Below are 16,418 nucleotides of genomic sequence, written 5' to 3' on the forward strand. Positions count from 1 at the left end.
AAGAACTGGAAGATCCTGCGCGACTGCCGCCAGAAAGGCGACGGCCTCCACCATGCCGTCCAGGCCGTCGCCGCCATGCACAACCTCGCCATGACGCGGTGAACCAGCAGGTCAAACGCCATTCAGGCCTGCCCGAGGCCAACCTTCTGCAACACCCTTTAGGGCGTGTGTCGAAAGTCCCGCCTGCCCCGCGACGCCTGGCACGCGCGCTCGCCGCGTTGTCGGGATCACCCGAGCACGCCCGGTACGAGGGCGACCCTCCGCCTTGCGACCGCACATGCCAGACGCCGCGGGGCCCGCCCTCCGGGCGGACGGCGCCACTTTCGGAACACCTAGAGGACGTCCCGACACCTCCGCCCGTCCGCCGCGGCGGCCCGCCCGACACCCCGCCCCGCTGAGCTGTCAGCGGAACCCCCGTGCCCCGCCGCCACCCCATCGGGCAGCATGGGCCCATGTCCGTACTGACGCGCGACGAAGCGCAGACCCGTGCCCAGCTCCTCGACGTCCAGCACTACACGGTCGACCTCGACCTCACCACCGGCGACGAGACCTTCGAATCGACCACCCTGATCCGGTTCACCACCCGCACCGCCGGGGACACCTTCGTCGAGCTGAAGCCCGTCACCCTCCGCTCCGTCACCCTCGACGGCACCCCCCTCGACCCCGCGGCGCTCGTCGAGAACCGGCTGCCCCTCACCGGCCTCGCCGCCGGCGAGCACGAGCTGCGCGTCGAGGCCCGGATGCGGTACTCCCGCACCGGCGAGGGAATGCACCGCTTCACGGACCCCACCGACGGCGAGTCGTACGTCTACACCCAGCTCTTCATGGACGACGTCCAGCGCGTCTTCGCCGCCTTCGACCAGCCCGACCTCAAGGCCGTCTTCGACATGAGCGTCACGGCACCCGAAGGCTGGACCGTCCTCGCCAACGGCATCACCGAGAAGCAGGCCGACGGCCGCTGGAAGGCCGCCACCACCCCGCTGCTCTCCACCTACTTCGTCTGCGTCGCCGCCGGACCCTGGCACTCGATCCGCACCGAACATGCCGGACTGCCCTTCGGCATCCACTGCCGCCGCTCCCTCGCGCCCTACCTCGACGCCGACGCCGACGAGATCCTCGACATCACCAGGGCCTGCTTCGACCGCTTCCACGAGAAGTTCGAGGAGCCCTACCCCTTCGACTCCTACGACCAGGCGTTCGTCCCCGAGTTCAACGCCGGCGCCATGGAGAACCCCGGCCTCGTCACCTTCCGCGACGAATTCGTCTACCGCTCCGCCGTCACCGTCACCGAACGCCAGACCCGCGCCATGGTCATCGCCCACGAGATGGCCCACATGTGGTTCGGCGACCTCGTCACCCTGCGCTGGTGGGACGACATCTGGCTGAACGAGTCCTTCGCCGAGTACATGGGCTACCAGACCGTCAACGAAGCCTGCGCCGACCGCTTCCCCGACACCTGGATCGACTTCGGCATCGAGCGCAAGGCATGGGGCTACGACGCCGACCAGCGCCCCTCCACCCACCCCGTCGCCCCCGACCCGGACGCCGTCCCCGACACCGCCTCCGCGCTCCTCAACTTCGACGGCATCTCCTACGCCAAGGGCGCGTCCGCCCTGCGCCAGCTCGTCGCCTGGATGGGGGAGAAGGACTTCCTCACCGGCATCAACACCCACTTCAAGCGCCACCGGTTCGGCAACGCCACCCTCGCCGACTTCATCGACAACCTCGCCTCCGCCACCGACCGCGACGTCCACGCCTGGGCCGAGCAGTGGCTGCGCACCACCGGCGTCGACACCCTCACCCCCGCCCTCGGCGGCAACGAGACCCGCGCCACCCTCACCGTGCGCCACGACGGCAGCCGCCCGCACCGCATCTCCGTCGGCGTCTACGACAAGGACCTCGTCGACGGCCGCCGACTCGTCCCGCGCGACCGCCTCGACATCGACGTCCCGCAGACCGAACCCGTCGAACTCCCCGGCACCCGCCCCGCCCTCGTCGTCCTCAACGACGGCGACCTCACCTACGCCAAGGTCCGCCTCGACGAGACCTCGCTGGAGAACGCCCTGCGCACCCTCTCCGGCATCCCCGAGGCCCTCACCCGCGCCCTCGTCTGGAACAGCCTGCGCGACATGGTCCGCGACGGCGAACTGCAGCCCTCCGCCTACCTGGAGACCGCCCTCGCCCACCTCCCCGAGGAGAGCGACCTCGCCATCGTGCAGGGCGTCCTCGCCTTCGCCCGCGCCCAGATCGCCGACCGGTACATCTCCGCCGAGGAGCGCCCCGCGGCACTGGCCCTGCTCACCGGCCTCGCCCGCGACCTCCTGCGCCGCACCGAGGACGGCGACAACCCCGGACTGCGCCTGACGGCCGTCCGCACCTTCATCAGCTCCGCCACCCAGCCCGACACCATCGCCGGCTGGCTCGCCGACGGAACCGTCCCCGGCGGCCCCGAGATCGACCCGGAACTGCGCTGGCGCATCCTCGCCCGGCTCGCCGCGCTCGGCGCGATCGACGAGACGGGAATCGACACCGAGCTGGAGCGCGACCCCAGCGCCACCGGCCAGGAAGGCGCGGCACGCTGTCGCGCCGCCCTGCCGAACGCGGAGGCGAAGGCGGCGGCCTGGTCCCGCCTCTTCGACTCGGACGACCTGTCCAACTACCTGTTCACCGCGACCGCCCAGGGCTTCTGGCAGCCCGAACAGGCCGAACTCGTACAGGAGTACGTCAGCCGCTTCTACCCCGACGCCACCGCCCTCGGCGCCCGCCGCGGCCCCGCCATGGCCGAGGCCGCGGGCCGCTACGCCTTCCCGTCCTACGCCATCGACGCCGAGTCCCTGGCCCTGGGCGAGGAACACCTGAAGGACGAAGCCCTGACCCCCGCCCTCCACCGCAAGCTGGTGGACCAACTCGACGACCTCCGCCGCGCCCTGAAGGTCCGCCGGCCCTGACACCCGGGGACCCGCCCCGACCCCCCTAAACACGAGACAGGGGCCCTGTCAAGGGCCCCTGTCCCTCGTTCGGGTTGCGTACCACCACTCGGCGGACAAACCCACAGAACCCCCGGCAGGGTGGTGCCATGTGTGCCGCGCCCACCCCACCGCTCGCCGGGGGCCCCATGGGGCCGACCGCGATGCGACCCCTCCTGGACACCGTCCTCGACGCCCTGCGCGAAGGCGCCGACGCCCGCCCCGGCCCCATCCCGCCCGGCGGCCCGGACACGGTCGCGGCCCAGGTCAGGGACGCACTGGGGGAAGCGCTCCCCGAGACCGGCACCGACCCCACCACCACCCTCCACACCCTCGTCCGCGCCCTCGCGGCCGGCGCGGCCGACCCCGCCCACCCCCTCTGCGCCGCCCACCTCCACACCCCACCCCTCGCGCTCGCCGCCGCCGCCGACCTCGCCGCCTGCGCGCTCAACCCCTCCATGGACTCCTGGGACCAGGCACCCGCCGCCTCCGCCCTGGAGACCCTGGTCACCGAAGCCCTCGCCAAGACCGCGTACCCCACCGCGCCCCACCCCGACGCCCTCGTCACCACCGGCGGCACCGAGTCCAACCAACTCGCCCTCCTCCTCGCCCGCGAACGCCACGGCCCCGGCCACCCCCTCCAGACCGTCGTCGGCGCCAACGCCCACCACTCCTTCCACCGCGCCGCCTGGCTCCTCGGCCTGCCCGAGCCCGTCACCGTGCCCACCCCCAACGGCACCCTCGACCCCGTCGCCCTCGACGAGGCCCTCACCGACCTCCACGGCCCCCTCCTCGTCGCCGCGACCGCGGGAACGACCGACACCGGCCGCATCGACCCGCTCCCCGAGATCGCCACGCTCTGCGAGGCCCACCACGCCGACCTCCACGTCGACGCGGCCTACGGCGGAGCCGCCCTCTTCAGCGACACCCACCGCCCCCTCCTCGCCGGCCTCGACCGAGCCCGCTCCATCACGCTCGACCTGCACAAACTCGGCTGGCAGCCCGTCGCCGCCGGACTCCTCGCCGTCCGCGACGCGACCGACCTCACCCCCCTCGGCCACACCGCCGACTACCTCAACGCCGACGACGACACCGAGGCCGGCCTCCCCGACCTCCTCGGCCGCTCCCTGCGCACCACCCGCCGCCCCGACATCCTCAAGATCGCCGTCACCCTGCGCGCCCTCGGCCGCACCGGACTCGGCGCACTCGTCGACCGCGTCTGCGCACTCGCCCACCACCTCGCCGACCTCGTCGACAAGGCCCCCGGCCTCGAACTCTACGAGCGCCCCACCCTGACCACCGTCCTCCTCCGGCCCAGGGACGCCGACGACACCACCGTCGCCGCGATCCGCCGCACCCTCCTCCACGAAGGCCGCGCCGTCCTCGGCCGAGCCCACGAGGACGGCCGGCTCTGGCTCAAAGCCACCCTGCTCAACCCCCACACCACCCCCCGCGACCTCGAAGAACTCCTCACCCGCGTAGAAGCCCTGACGGAAGGCAGCACCGACCGATGACGGCCAGCACCCCCCAGCGAGACCCCGACCAGACCCACGACCTGGTGGGCATCGGCATCGGTCCCTTCAACCTCTCCCTCGCCGCGCTGGCCCACGGCATCCCCCACGGCCTCTCGACCGCCTTCTTCGAACAGAACCCCGCCTTCCACTGGCACCCCGGCCTCCTCATCGAAGGCGCCACCCTCCAGGTCCCCTTCCTCGCCGACCTGGTCACCCTCGCCGACCCCGCCAGCCCCTGGTCCTTCCTCAGCTACCTCCGCAGCCGCGACCGGCTCTTCCCCTTCTACTTCGCCGAGAAGTTCCACATCCACCGCGCCGAATACGACGCCTACTGCCGCTGGGTCAGCACCCACCTCCCCGGACTCCACTTCGGCCACCAGGTCGACGCCGTCCGCTGGAACCCCGAACGCACCCTGTTCGAAGTCGACTTCACCCAGCTCGACACGGACGGCGAAGCCGAGGCACTGGGCCGCGCCTACACCAGGAACGTCGTCCTCGGCGTCGGCACCGAGCCCTACGTCCCCGAACCGCTGAAGCCCCTCGCCACCGCCCCGAACGTCCCCGTCATCCACTCCGCGGACTACCTCGACCACCGCGAACGGCTCCTCACCGCCGACCACATCACCGTCATCGGCTCCGGCCAGTCAGGAGCCGAGATCTTCCTCGACCTCCTCAGAGCCCGGCCCACGGGCGCCGAGAGAATCCACTGGCTGGCACGGACCGAAGCCTTCGCGCCGATGGAGTACTCCAAACTCGGCCTCGAACACTTCACCCCCGACTACACCCGCTACTTCCACTCCCTCCCCGAACCCGTCCGCAACGAACTCGTGCCCCGCCAATGGCAGTTGCACAAGGGCATCGACACCGACACCATCACCGCCATCCACGAGGAGCTCTACCGGCGCACCCTGAACGGCGGCTGGCCCGACGCCGTCCTCACCCCCGGCGTCCAGGTCCGCACCGCCGGCCGAGTGGCCACCACCAAGGTGGAACTCCACCTGGAACACCTCCAGGAAGGCAGCCGCTCCCGCCTCACCACCGACGCGGTCGTCCTCGCCACCGGCTACCAGGAACGCCCCCTCGGCCGGATGCTCGCCGGCCTCGACCCGTACACCCGCCACGACTCCGCGGGCCGGCCCAGGATCGACAGCGAGTTCCGGCTCGTCCTCGACGACTCCGTCACCGGCTCCGTCTACGTCCAGAACGCCGAGAAACACACCCACGGCGTCGGCGCCCCCGACCTCGGGCTCGCCGCCTGGCGCAGCGCCACCATCCTCAACTCGCTCACCGGCGAAGAGCCCTACCCGCTACCACGCCGCACCGCCTTCACCAGCTTCGGCCTCGAACGGCGAGAGACGCCACGCATCCCGGCCCAGGGCCAGGCGCTGACGCCTCTCACACAGAGCTGAACCACCCCGGTCAGAACACCGGCACACCCTCCCGGGTCAGCCTCCAGTCCACCGACGCGAACTGGCCCGGGTCGATCGACCCCTTCGCCTTCACCCACTGAATGATCGTGTTCCGGATCTCATCCGAGTTCGCCCACACCTGCTTGGCGTTCGCGACATGCGGGAACGCGCCACCACCACTGGCCCGGTAGTTGTTCACCGCGAGCACGAACCGCGCCGCCGGATCGATCGGCCCGCCACCGAAGGACAGGTTCACGATCCGCGACCCGGCCGGCTTCGCGATGTCGATCTCGTACGTCACCCCGTACACGGCGTCGTAGTTGTAGTCCGGCGTACCGTCCGCGTTCGTCAGCTTCGCGGTGTCCACCGGAGCCCCCGCCGGCGTCTGCACGTAGTACCGCGCGGAGAACTCCAGATAGTCCTTGATCTGGGCACCGGTCAGAACCCGGGCCTCCAGAGTGTTCTCGAAGACGTACAGCCCCGCCGCGTCCCTGATCGTGACCTGCCCCGCCGGAATCGCCGCCGTACGAGAGAAGCACGACGCCTGCGAGAGCACCGGCAGGGCCGCGTACTCGCCACCCGCCAGCGCCGCCCTCACCGTCTCGGCCTGCACATGGTTGATCAGATCGATGATCGGCTCGTCCTTCCACGGCGCCTCCACCGTGGCCATGGTCGCGGTGGAGGTGCCGATGACCTGGTTGACGTACGCGACCACCTTCGCGTGCTCGTCGGACAGCAGCCCGACGATCTCCGGATCCTCCTCCACCGTGTTGGAGTTCAGCACCTGGGCGCCGACCTTCTCGACCACCCAGCGGCCCTTCTCCCACACCAAGTCGAAGTCGAAGAGGGTCAGGCGCTGCCCCCACTTCAACGGCTCGGACAGCACGACGTCCTTGCCGGTCTCCTTGTTCCTCACCCGGTACTCGGGGATCTCGGTGTGGGCATGCCCCACCAGGATCGCGTCGATCCCCGGGACCTGCTCCGCCACCAGCCCGGCCGCGTTCTCGATGTGGGGAAGCTGGTCACCGTACGAGGACGTGCCACTGGAACCGCTGTGCGCCGACACCACCACCACGTCCGCACCCATCGAACGCAGCTTCGGCACCCACTTCGCCGCCTGCTCCTCCAGCCCCGGAAAGACCATCCTGCCGCTGACGTTCGCCTTGTCCCAGATGGCGATGCCCGGGTTCGTCAGACCGAGCACCGCCACCCGCACATCCCGGCCGTGTGGAGTCCGCAGCCGATGCATGCTGTACGGAGGGAACGCCGGCCGCAGCGTCTTCGCGTCGAGCGCGTTCGCACCGAGCAGCGGGAAGTCGCACTGCTCCTCGAACTTCCGCAGCACCGGGATGCCGTAGTTGAACTCGTGATTGCCGAGGGCCGCGGCGTCGTAGCCGATCGCGTTCATCGCCTGCGCCATGGGATGCACGGGCCCCCGCCGGGCGGTGATCGGATCCACCTTGGCGTAGTAGTACGACAACTGCGTGCCCTGGATGGTGTCACCGGCGTCGATCAGGAGCGTGTTGCGCTTCCCCTTCGCCTTGCGCACCTCCTCGACCAGGGTGGAGATCTTCGCGAGACCGACGTCGTTGTGCGCCTTGTCGTCGAACTCCTTGTCCGTGAAGTAGTCCCAGTTGAAGACGTTCCCGTGCAGATCGGTCGTGCCCATCACGGTGAAGGAGTACCGCTTCGCCGGCCGGTGGCCAGGGCCGTGGGCCTGCGCCGGGGCGACGGCCACCCCCGTGGCCACAGCGGCTCCGGCTCCGACGGCGACGGAGCTCTCCAGAAACGTCCGACGGTTCAGCGGCATGTGTTCTCCTCGGTCCAGTGGTGCACAACGCGCGTAGATTCTGGCCCACCCGCCACTCGGACAACAGAGCTTTCGGGTTACGGAGTGGGAAAGTGTTCGGCAGGAGCCCAACCGACCACCCGGCACCAGGGAGCCAGAAAATGACGACCCCCCACCCCACCCCCGAAGCACCCCACGTCGCCGTCCGCGGAGAAGCACACCTCGACGTCGACCCCGAAGTCGCCCGCATCACCATCACCGTCAGCGCCCGCGGCACCGACCGATCAACCACCCTCGCCGACCTCACCCGCCGCAACACACGCGCCCTCGACCTCGCCAAGACCTACGGCGACGCCATCGAGAAACTGGAGACCGGCACCTTCTCCATCACCCCCGAACCAGGAAAACACGGCCGCGGCGAACGCATCCGCGCCTACCACGGCCGCGTCCACCTCACCGTCGAACTCTCCGACTTCACCGCCCTCGGCGAACTCACCACCCGCCTCGCCGACCTCGACCTGACCCGCGTCGACGGCCCCTGGTGGGACCTGCGCCCCGACTCACCCGCCTACGCCCGAGCCCGCCACACCGCGGTCACCGAAGCCGTCCAGCGCGCCCGCGCCTACGCGGACGCCCTCGGCACCACCCTCACCGCCCTCCTCGAACTCTCCGACACCGGCCTCGTCCCACCCCCCACCCCACTCGGCGGCATGCGCATGGCCTTCGCCGCCGAGTCCACCGACGCACCCCCACCCCTCGACCTGGAACCCCAGCGCCAGACCGTCACCGCCGAAGTCACCGCCCGCTTCACCATGGCCCCACCCACCCTCTGAACCACCCCCGAAACGCTCATCGGAGCACCCGCCCGCACAGATTCAAGACTTGTCAATAGCCCTTCACCCAAAGGTTGTTGAACAGTCATGCCCAGCCACCTCTCTACCCACCGGTAAGCCCTAGGCTCGAACCATGCGCCGAGCAAAGATCGTCTGCACCCTGGGCCCCGCCACCGACACATACGACCAGATCAAGGCACTGGTCGAAGCCGGCATGGACGTCGCCCGACTCAACCTCAGCCACGGCAGCTACGCCGAACACGAGGAGCGCTACCAGCACGTCCGCAAAGCCTCCGACGAAACCGGCCGCAGCATCGGCGTCCTCGCCGACCTTCAAGGCCCGAAGATCCGCCTCGGCCGCTTCCGCGAAGGCCCCGTACTCCTTGAACGCGGAGACGACTTCACCATCACCGTCGAACCCGTCGAAGGCGACCGCCACATCTGCGGCACCACCTACGAAGGACTCGCCACCGACGTCACCACCGGCGAACGCATCCTCGTCGACGACGGACGCGTCACCCTCGAAGTCACCTCCGTCGACGGACCCCGCGTCCACACCCGCGTCGTCGAAGGCGGCATGGTCTCCGACAACAAGGGCCTCAACCTCCCCGGCGTCGCCGTCTCCGTCCCCGCCCTCTCCGACAAGGACATCGACGACCTCCGCTGGGCCCTGCGCACCGGAGCCGACGTCATCGCCCTCTCCTTCGTCCGCAGCGGCCGCGACATCGACGACGTCCACCGCATCATGGACGAGGAAGGCCGCCGCCTCCCCGTCATCGCCAAGATCGAGAAGCCCCAGGCCGTCGAGAACATCGACGACATCGTCGCCGCCTTCGACGGCATCATGGTCGCCCGCGGCGACCTCGGCGTCGAAATGCCCCTCGAACAGGTCCCCATCGTCCAAAAGCGCGCCATCAAACTCGCCAAGCGCAACGCCAAACCCGTCATCGTCGCCACCCAGATGCTCGACTCGATGATCGACAACTCCCGCCCCACACGCGCCGAAGCCAGCGACGTCGCCAACGCCGTCATCGACGGCACCGACGCCGTCATGCTCTCCGGCGAAACCAGCGTCGGCAAATACCCCATCGACACCGTCCGCACCATGGGCCGAATCGTCGAAGCCGCCGAAGAAGACGTCCTCGCCAAGGGCCTCCCCCCACTCACCGAACGCAACAAGCCCCGCACCCAAGGCGGAGCCGTCGCCCGCGCCGCAGCCGAAATGGGCGACTTCCTCGGCGCCAAATTCCTCGTCGCCTTCACCCAGTCCGGCGACACCGTCAAACGCCTCTCCCGCTACCGCTCACCCATCCCCCTGCTCGCCTTCACCCCCGACCCCGCCACCCGCTCCCAGCTCAACCTCACCTGGGGCGTCGAAACCTTCCTCGGCCCCCACGTCGACTCCACCGACGCCATGGTCGCCCAGGTCGACGAAGAACTCCTCCGCATCGGACGCTGCCGCAAGGGCGACATCGTCGTCATCACCGCCGGCTCCCCACCCGGCGTCCCCGGCTCCACCAACCTCGTCCGTGTCCACCACATCGGCGAGGACGACAGCCCGAAGGAGTGACCACGGCGGCCCCGTCGCTCCACGACTCCCACGTCGTACCGCGAAGGTGACGCCATGTCACACCACCTCAGCGGACCCCACCTGCGCTCCCCGATGGACGACGCCCGCCTGGACCTCACCGACCTCTTCGCCTTCACCGTCCCCGGCGGGCGCACCGCGCTCATCATGAACGTCAACCCGATCGCACCCACCGGGGGCACCGCGTTCCACCCCGACGCCGTCTACCGCATCAACATCGACACCGACGGCGACGACCAGGCCGACATCGCCTACAGCTTCACCTTCTCCGACCCCGCCGACGACGGCGAGCAGACCCTCACCCTCCACCGCGCCACCGGAACCGAAGCCCGCGCCCACGAAGCCGCCGGCACCCCCCTCTTCACCGACGTCCCCGTCTCCTTCGGCCGCGAACTCTCCGTCACCGAAGCCGACGGCTACAAAGTCTCCGCCGGACTGCGCAGCGACCCCTTCTTCGCCGACCTCGACGGCATCCTCGCCGACTTCAACTGGACCGGCACCGACTGGGGCGCCGACAAGAACGTCTTCGGCATCTCCCTCGAAGTACCCGAAGGCGCCCTCGGCGACAACCCCAGGATCGGCGTCTGGGCCCGCGTCAGCCTCCACACCGACGGCGAACTGAAGTCCGTCGACCGGGGCGCCCACCCCTCCCTCACCGCGTACTTCAACGCCGACGAGGCCAAGGACGCCTACAACGCGGGAGAACCGGCCGACGACGTGGCCACCTACCTCGAACCCTGGAAGGCCACCCTCGCCCACACCGGCGGCTACGCCCCCGCCGCGGCGGAAGAGGCACTGCGGACCGTCCTCCCGGACATCCTCCGCTACGACCGCACCAAGCCGGCCGCCTACCCCAACGGCCGGACCCTGACGGACGACGTCACCTCGGCCCGACTGGCGATGATCTCGGGCGGCAAGGTCACCTCGGACCACATCGGCCCCCACGCGGACCTGCTGCCGCACTTCCCGTACCTGGGGACGCCGCACTGACGCGAGAGCGGGGGCTCAGCGCTTGGGCCCCACGTGCCGGTCCATGAGGGCGACGGAGGCTTTGCGGGCGACGGAGATGTTCTGCGCGGTGCGCGACTGGTTGGCCGCCTTCCACTCGACACCGACGCGGTCCAGGGCGGCGGTGAGGAGCCCGATGATGTCGGGGGACGAGTTGGTGAAGAAGTAGCGGGGGTACTCGTACCGCTTCACCCGGCCCCCGATGGCCTTCTCCGTCCAGTTGACGATCCTGCATCCATCGGAATGGATGAGCCCGCGGATGAACGCCCAGGGGTGCGCGTCGACGATCGTCTGTTGCCAGGGTTCGAGGACGATGGGGCGCTCGTGTTTCCTGCCGGTGCCGTGCTGGGGGAAGAGACACTTCCAATGGCGGCCGTAGCTGGTGACCATGACGCATCCCTGTTTCTGCAGGATGCAGACGCTTCCGGTGGGGCGTACGGCCAGGATCGCCGCGCGGCACGCCTCGATCAGCCCCGGCCAGGCGTCCGCGCAGGCGATGCGGAGGTGGTGGCCGCCTCGGGGGTGGTCGCTGATACAGCCGTCGCCGAGATAGAGCCCGAGGAGATACGCGTACATCGAAGGGTCGTCAGGAGCTCCGGGCAGCGGTCGGCATCTCTCGCACGGCGCGGCCTGCGCGTTGATCCGGGGGAGAGGCTCGATGCGGGACTTCCAGGCGCGTAACGCGGCTCGGGAGATGCCCGTCTGTTTGCTGACGGAGTTGAGGCTGCGGCCTTCGGCGGCGAGAGCCAGGGCGTGTTTGCGCGTCTCAAGGTCGTACATGATTGCGAGCGTCGCCGAGATGTGCTGGCAATCGTGACGCCTGGACGGGTGTTCACTGATGTGAGTGAACAATGATCACGCGATCGTGACCTTGGAATCGTAGGAAAAGTGCCCCGGGTCGGACTCGAACCGACACTGTGTGGGTTTTGAATCCACTGCCTGCTGCCAATTGGGCTACCGGGGCCCGCGAAATCAAAGGTTGTCCATGACCCGCTGCGCGTCCACCATACCGCAGCTAGGTAGGCTCATGGGGAGCAGTTTGCCCCGCAACGAGGAGCCCCCGTGACCGCCCCCGAGTCGCCCCAGCCCGCCGACGACGCCGACGCGTCGCACGTCCCGCCGCTGACGACCCGTGTCGTCATCGCCGAGGACGAGGCCCTCATCCGCCTCGATCTCAAAGAGATGCTCGAAGAGGAGGGGTACTCGGTCGTCGGCGAGGCCGGCGACGGTGCCCGGGCCGTCGAGCTCGCGCGGGAGCACCGCCCCGATCTCGTCATCCTCGATGTGAAGATGCCCGTGCTGGACGGGATCTCCGCGGCGGAGAAGATCGCGGGGGAGTCCATCGCGCCCGTCCTGATGCTCACCGCGTTCTCGCAGCGGGACCTGGTCGAGCGGGCGCGGGACGCGGGTGCCATGGCGTATCTCGTGAAGCCGTTCAGCAAGAGCGACGTCGTGCCGGCGATCGAGATGGCGGTGTCGCGGTTCGCCGAGTTGCGGGCGTTGGAGCAGGAGGTCGCCGATCTCTCCCAGCGGCTGGAGACGCGGAAGCTGGTGGACCGGGCGAAGAGCATTCTGCAGACGCAGTACGGCCTGACGGAGCCGGCCGCGTTCCGGTGGATCCAGAAGACGTCCATGGACCGTCGGATGTCGATGCAGCAGGTTGCCGAGGCGGTCATCGAGGACGCCGAGGAGAAGAAGGCGGCGAAGGGGCAGTAGCGGTCCCGTCGCCGGAGGACAGGAGAAGGCCCGCCCCACAACGCTGTGGGGCGGGCCTTCCGTCCGTGGTGCGGCTTGCTTACTCCTCGCCGAGGTAGGTCTTGCGGACCTCGTCGTCGACCAGGAGGTCCTGGCCGGTGCCGGAGAGCTTGATGGAGCCGACTTCGAGGACGTACCCGTAGTCCGCCAGGGAGAGGGCGGCCTGCGCGTTCTGCTCGATGAGGAGGATGGTCATGCCCTCTGCCTTGAGCGTGGCGATGGTCTCCATGATCTTCTGCATCATGATCGGGGAGAGGCCCATCGACGGCTCGTCGAGCATGAGGAGCTTGGGCTGGGACATGAGGGCCCGGCCCATCGCCAGCATCTGCTGCTCACCGCCGGAGAGGGTGCCGGCGGCCTGCTTGCGACGCTCGCCCAGGATGGGGAAGAGGTCGTAGGCGCGCTGGACGTCCCGCTCGATGCCGTCCTTGTCCTTGCGGAGGAAGGCGCCGAGCTGGAGGTTCTCGGCGATGCTCAGCTTCGGGAAGATGTGGCGGCCCTCGGGGGAGTGGGCCATGCCGAGGGAGACCACTTTGTGGGCGGGGATGCCGTTGAGCACCTGGCCGTCGAAGGTGATCTTTCCGCTGGTGGGCTTGATGAGGCCCGAGAGGGTGCGCAGGGTGGTGGTCTTGCCTGCGCCGTTGGTGCCGATGAGGCTGACGACCTGACCGGCCTCGACGGAGAAGGAGATGCCCTTGACGGCCTCGATCTTGCCGTAGGCGACCCTGAGGTCTTCGACCTCGAGAAGTGCGGTCACTTGGAGTCTCCTTCGGTGGTGCTTTCCGCTGCCGGGGCGTCGTCGGCCTCGGTGGCGTCGTCGGCCGCGGGGGCTTCGGGCGCCTCGTCGGCCTCGGCGTCGTCGGCGGGAGCGTCGGTGGCGGGGGCCTGGTCGGCTTCCGTCTCCTCGGCTTCCGTCGCGGTGGTTGCCTCGGCTTCGGCGTGTGCTTCCGCGGCCTCGACCTCGGCGACCTCTTCGGCGCCCGGCGCGCCCTCGAACGGGGTGCCGAGGTAGGCCGCGACGACGCGTTCGTCGCCTTGGACGACCTCGGAGGTGCCCTCGACGAGCTTCTCGCCCTGGACCAGGACGGCGACGCGGTCGCACAGGTTGAAGATGAACTTCATGTCGTGCTCGATGACCAGGACGGCGATGCCCTTGTCACGGATCGCGAAGACGAGCTCCTCGGTCGTGCGGGTCTCGTTCTGGTTCATGCCGGCGGTGGGCTCGTCGAGGAGGAGCAGGCCGGGGTCGCTGGCGAGTGCCCGGGCGATCTCCAGCTTGCGCTGCTCGCCGTAGGGCAGGTTGCGGGCGAGGTGTTCCGCCTTGTTGGCCAGGCCGACGAACTCGAGGAGTTCCATGGCGCGTTCGCGGGAGGCGATTTCCGCCTTCTTGAAGCCCGGGCCGCGCAGGAGCGCGGACCAGAGGCCCTCCTTGGTCCGGGTGTGGCGTCCGACGAGGACGTTCTCCAGGACCGTCATGTTGGAGAAGAGGCGGATGTTCTGGAAGGTGCGGGCGATGCCGGCCTTGGTGACCAGGTGCGGCTTGGGGGGCAGCACGGTGCCCTTGTAGCTGACCTGTCCCTCGGTGGGGATGTACAGACCGGTGAGGCAGTTGAAGAAGGTCGTCTTGCCGGCGCCGTTGGGGCCGATGAGTCCGACGATCTCGCCTTCGCGGACGGTCAGGTCCACGTTGCGTACGGCGGTGAGTCCGCCGAAGCGCATCGTGACACCGCTGGCGTCGAGGACGGTGGCGGCGGTGGAGACCGCTGCGGTGGTTTCCGTGGTGGTGGTCGTCATGTTCACGCCCCCGCCTTCGCGGTTCCGGCGCCGGAGCGCTGCTCCGGTACGTCGAGCTTGTCAGCGTTCTCCTCGTGCTCGTGGTATTCGAGCTGGGCGCGCCGGTTGGGGATGAGGCCCTCCGGGCGGAAGCGCATCAGCAGGATGAGCGCGAGGCCGAACGCGAGGAGCTGGTAGTCCTTCAGGAAGGCCAGCTTCTCGGGGATGAGGAAGAGCAGCGCCGCGCCGAGGAGCGGGCCGCGGATGGTGCCCATGCCGCCGAGGATGACGGCCGCGAGGAGGAACGCGGAGTTCGGGGCGACGGGGCCGGCGAACACGTACATCTCGGGGAGGACGGTGCCCTGGAAGTGGGCTTGGACGGTGCCGGCGACGCCGGCGAGGGTGGCGCCGAGGGCGAAGGCGATGAGCTTGACCCGGAAGCCGTTGATGCCCATGGCGGTGGCGGCGGTCTCGTCCTCGCGGATGGCGACCCAGGCGCGGCCGATGCGGGAGTCCTGTGCCCGGCTGAAGACCAGGACGACGAAGACCATGACGAGGAGCATCAGCAGGTAGTAGTTGGCGTACGAGCCGAGTTCCACGCCGAGGATGGTGTGGGTCTCGCCGAAGTCGTAGCCGAAGATGTTCAGCGCCGGGATGTTCGGGATGCCGTTGGGGCCGTTGGTGATCTGGGGTCCGTTGTCGCCGTCCATGTTGTTGACGGTGATGCGGAAGATCTCGCCGAAGCCGAGCGTCACGATGGCGAGGTAGTCACCGTGGAGTCGCAGGGTCGGTGCGCCGATGATGACGCCGAAGACCAGGGAGGCGATGGCGCCGATGATCATGGCGACCCAGAACGGGAGCTGGATGTCGAAGGCGGAGGCGGTCGATCCCGAGACGAGGGCGGCCGTGTAGGCGCCGACGCCGAGGAAGGCGACGTATCCGAGGTCGAGCAGTCCCGCCAGGCCGACGACGACGTTGAGACCGAGGGCGACCGTGGCGAAGATCAGGATCTGCACCGCGATCACGGTGAACGTGTCGGTGGTCTGGGTGAAGGGGAAGACGGCCGCTGCGGCGAAGGCCGCGACGGCGGCGACCTGCTTGTTCTTCGAGGCGATGGCCGAGATGCGGCTCATCAGGCCGGACTTGTTGAGCGCGCCGGCACCGAAGCCCGCGAGGAGCAGGTAGCCGATGAACAGCTCGGGGTACTCGGTGGAGATGCCGTACGTGACGGCGTACATGCCGATCGCGAACGCGGCGACGATGATGAGGATCTCGGCCCAGGAGGGGATCTCCTTGGGCTTCGCCGGCTTGCGGGAGTCGTCCTTGAGTGCGAACGCGGCGAGCGGGACGAGGGTGGCGACGGCGGCGACGAAGCCGCCGGGCTCCAGGTGGGCCAGGCCGCCGAGCTGCGCCGCGATGGCGATCACGGTGTACCAGGTGGTGCCGAGGGCGCCGAGGGCCAGGAACTGCAGGGCCTTCGTGGAGCCGCCGGGGGTGAGCCAGCGCAGGCCCTTGATGCCGAGCCCGGAGAGGGCGAAGGCGATCAGGAGGAAGCCTGCGACGAGGGTGAGGACCTGGAGGCCGCCGGGGTAGCCGGTGACGGTGAGGTCGCCGGGGAATTCGGAGGTGTAGGTCCAGGCGAGGAAGGTGCTCGCGACGGTGGCGAGGCCGCCGGCCGCGACGATCCAGTGCAGGAGGCCGGTGTTCTTGGCGTCCGTCGTCTGGAGGACGTCGGACTCCTGGGGGGCCTCGGGGGTCTTGGTGAGGTCGGTCGTCATAGCGA

General features: G+C 69.4%; 12 protein-coding genes, 1 tRNA gene and 1 pseudogene. 8 read left to right on the forward strand and 6 right to left on the reverse strand.

Annotated features, from left to right (window positions below):
- The 4 genes and pseudogenes from AB0D99_RS24790 to AB0D99_RS24805 all read left to right on the forward strand — a co-directional run.
- A pseudogene (locus AB0D99_RS24790) lies at window positions 1-102 on the forward strand (IS5/IS1182 family transposase); the annotation flags it as partial.
- A gap of 350 nt (window positions 103-452) precedes the next feature.
- Window positions 453-2,948 carry an aminopeptidase N gene (gene pepN / locus AB0D99_RS24795; protein ID WP_362366212.1) on the forward strand — a complete coding sequence of 832 codons (2,496 nt, stop codon included), beginning with the start codon at window positions 453-455 and terminating at the stop codon, window positions 2,946-2,948.
- A 128-nt stretch (window positions 2,949-3,076) separates the two neighbouring features.
- A complete protein-coding gene (locus AB0D99_RS24800; RefSeq protein ID WP_362366215.1) occupies window positions 3,077-4,480 on the forward strand; it encodes an aminotransferase class V-fold PLP-dependent enzyme in 1,404 nt (467 codons plus the stop codon).
- A complete protein-coding gene (locus tag AB0D99_RS24805) occupies window positions 4,477-5,889 on the forward strand; it encodes a SidA/IucD/PvdA family monooxygenase (RefSeq protein WP_362366218.1) in 1,413 nt (470 codons plus the stop codon). Before AB0D99_RS24800 ends, AB0D99_RS24805 begins: the two co-directional genes overlap by 4 nt.
- A 10-nt stretch (window positions 5,890-5,899) precedes the next feature.
- Here the strand turns inward: AB0D99_RS24805 and AB0D99_RS24810 are convergent, their stop codons facing one another.
- The gene (locus AB0D99_RS24810; protein ID WP_362366221.1) at window positions 5,900-7,699 is read right to left on the reverse strand and encodes a 5'-nucleotidase C-terminal domain-containing protein; all 1,800 of its coding nucleotides are present in this window, start codon (window positions 7,697-7,699) and stop codon (window positions 5,900-5,902) included.
- A gap of 140 nt (window positions 7,700-7,839) precedes the next feature.
- On the opposite strand from AB0D99_RS24810, the gene AB0D99_RS24815 reads away from it, so the two are divergent.
- The 3 genes from AB0D99_RS24815 to AB0D99_RS24825 all read left to right on the forward strand — a co-directional run bounded on the left by AB0D99_RS24815 (window position 7,840) and on the right by AB0D99_RS24825 (window position 11,089).
- Window positions 7,840-8,511 (forward strand): SIMPL domain-containing protein, encoded by a 672-nt coding sequence (locus AB0D99_RS24815; protein WP_362366224.1) that lies wholly within the window; start codon window positions 7,840-7,842, stop codon window positions 8,509-8,511.
- A 133-nt stretch (window positions 8,512-8,644) separates the two neighbouring features.
- Window positions 8,645-10,081, forward strand: a complete 1,437-nt coding sequence (gene pyk, locus AB0D99_RS24820) for a pyruvate kinase (protein WP_362366227.1) — start codon at window positions 8,645-8,647, stop codon at window positions 10,079-10,081.
- Window positions 10,082-10,135: 54 nt separating this feature from the next.
- Window positions 10,136-11,089 carry a DUF4331 family protein gene (locus tag AB0D99_RS24825; protein ID WP_362366230.1) on the forward strand — a complete coding sequence of 318 codons (954 nt, stop codon included), beginning with the start codon at window positions 10,136-10,138 and terminating at the stop codon, window positions 11,087-11,089.
- Window positions 11,090-11,104: 15 nt separating this feature from the next.
- Here AB0D99_RS24825 and AB0D99_RS24830 read toward each other — a convergent pair whose 3' ends face one another.
- Together AB0D99_RS24830 and AB0D99_RS24835 are read right to left on the reverse strand one after the other, a co-directional pair.
- Window positions 11,105-11,887: a helix-turn-helix domain-containing protein gene (locus AB0D99_RS24830; protein WP_362366233.1), complete on the reverse strand. Its 783-nt coding sequence runs from the start codon at window positions 11,885-11,887 to the stop codon at window positions 11,105-11,107.
- Between the two features lie 109 nt (window positions 11,888-11,996).
- Window positions 11,997-12,071 (reverse strand) — tRNA-Leu (locus AB0D99_RS24835).
- A 98-nt stretch (window positions 12,072-12,169) separates the two neighbouring features.
- Between AB0D99_RS24835 and AB0D99_RS24840 the strand changes: the two genes are divergently transcribed.
- Complete coding sequence (locus tag AB0D99_RS24840; RefSeq protein ID WP_362366236.1) at window positions 12,170-12,823, forward strand: response regulator; 654 nt, start codon at window positions 12,170-12,172, stop codon at window positions 12,821-12,823.
- A gap of 79 nt (window positions 12,824-12,902) precedes the next feature.
- On the opposite strand, the gene AB0D99_RS24845 is transcribed toward AB0D99_RS24840, so the two are convergent.
- Genes AB0D99_RS24845 through AB0D99_RS24855 form a run of 3 tightly spaced genes read right to left on the reverse strand, consistent with a single transcriptional unit; the run spans window position 12,903 to window position 16,413 of the window.
- Window positions 12,903-13,619, reverse strand: coding sequence for an ABC transporter ATP-binding protein (locus AB0D99_RS24845; RefSeq protein ID WP_362366239.1), 717 nt, complete (start codon window positions 13,617-13,619; stop codon window positions 12,903-12,905).
- A complete protein-coding gene (locus tag AB0D99_RS24850; RefSeq protein WP_362366242.1) occupies window positions 13,616-14,656 on the reverse strand; it encodes an ABC transporter ATP-binding protein in 1,041 nt (346 codons plus the stop codon). The genes AB0D99_RS24845 and AB0D99_RS24850 overlap by 4 nt, the downstream gene beginning before the upstream one ends.
- 2 nt (window positions 14,657-14,658) lie before the next feature.
- A complete protein-coding gene (locus AB0D99_RS24855; protein WP_362366245.1) occupies window positions 14,659-16,413 on the reverse strand; it encodes a branched-chain amino acid ABC transporter permease in 1,755 nt (584 codons plus the stop codon).
- Between the last annotated feature and the right edge of the window lie 5 nt (window positions 16,414-16,418).

This window comes from Streptomyces sp. NPDC047971, assembly GCF_040653355.1.
Taxonomy (GTDB): domain Bacteria; phylum Actinomycetota; class Actinomycetes; order Streptomycetales; family Streptomycetaceae; genus Streptomyces.

Bases quoted from the DNA above. Each gene is read 5' to 3' on its own strand.
- AB0D99_RS24825 (WP_362366230.1), top strand. From the start codon at position 10,136: ATGTCACACCACCTCAGCGGACCCCACCTGCGCTCCCCGATGGACGAC.
- AB0D99_RS24815 (WP_362366224.1), top strand. From the start codon at position 7,840: ATGACGACCCCCCACCCCACCCCCGAAGCACCCCACGTCGCCGTCCGC.
- AB0D99_RS24830 (WP_362366233.1), bottom strand. From the start codon at position 11,887: ATGTACGACCTTGAGACGCGCAAACACGCCCTGGCTCTCGCCGCCGAA.
- AB0D99_RS24850 (WP_362366242.1), bottom strand. From the start codon at position 14,656: ATGACGACCACCACCACGGAAACCACCGCAGCGGTCTCCACCGCCGCC.
- AB0D99_RS24800 (WP_362366215.1), top strand. From the start codon at position 3,077: ATGTGTGCCGCGCCCACCCCACCGCTCGCCGGGGGCCCCATGGGGCCG.
- pyk (WP_362366227.1), top strand. From the start codon at position 8,645: ATGCGCCGAGCAAAGATCGTCTGCACCCTGGGCCCCGCCACCGACACA.
- AB0D99_RS24855 (WP_362366245.1), bottom strand. From the start codon at position 16,413: ATGACGACCGACCTCACCAAGACCCCCGAGGCCCCCCAGGAGTCCGAC.
- pepN (WP_362366212.1), top strand. From the start codon at position 453: ATGTCCGTACTGACGCGCGACGAAGCGCAGACCCGTGCCCAGCTCCTC.
- AB0D99_RS24810 (WP_362366221.1), bottom strand. From the start codon at position 7,699: ATGCCGCTGAACCGTCGGACGTTTCTGGAGAGCTCCGTCGCCGTCGGA.
- AB0D99_RS24805 (WP_362366218.1), top strand. From the start codon at position 4,477: ATGACGGCCAGCACCCCCCAGCGAGACCCCGACCAGACCCACGACCTG.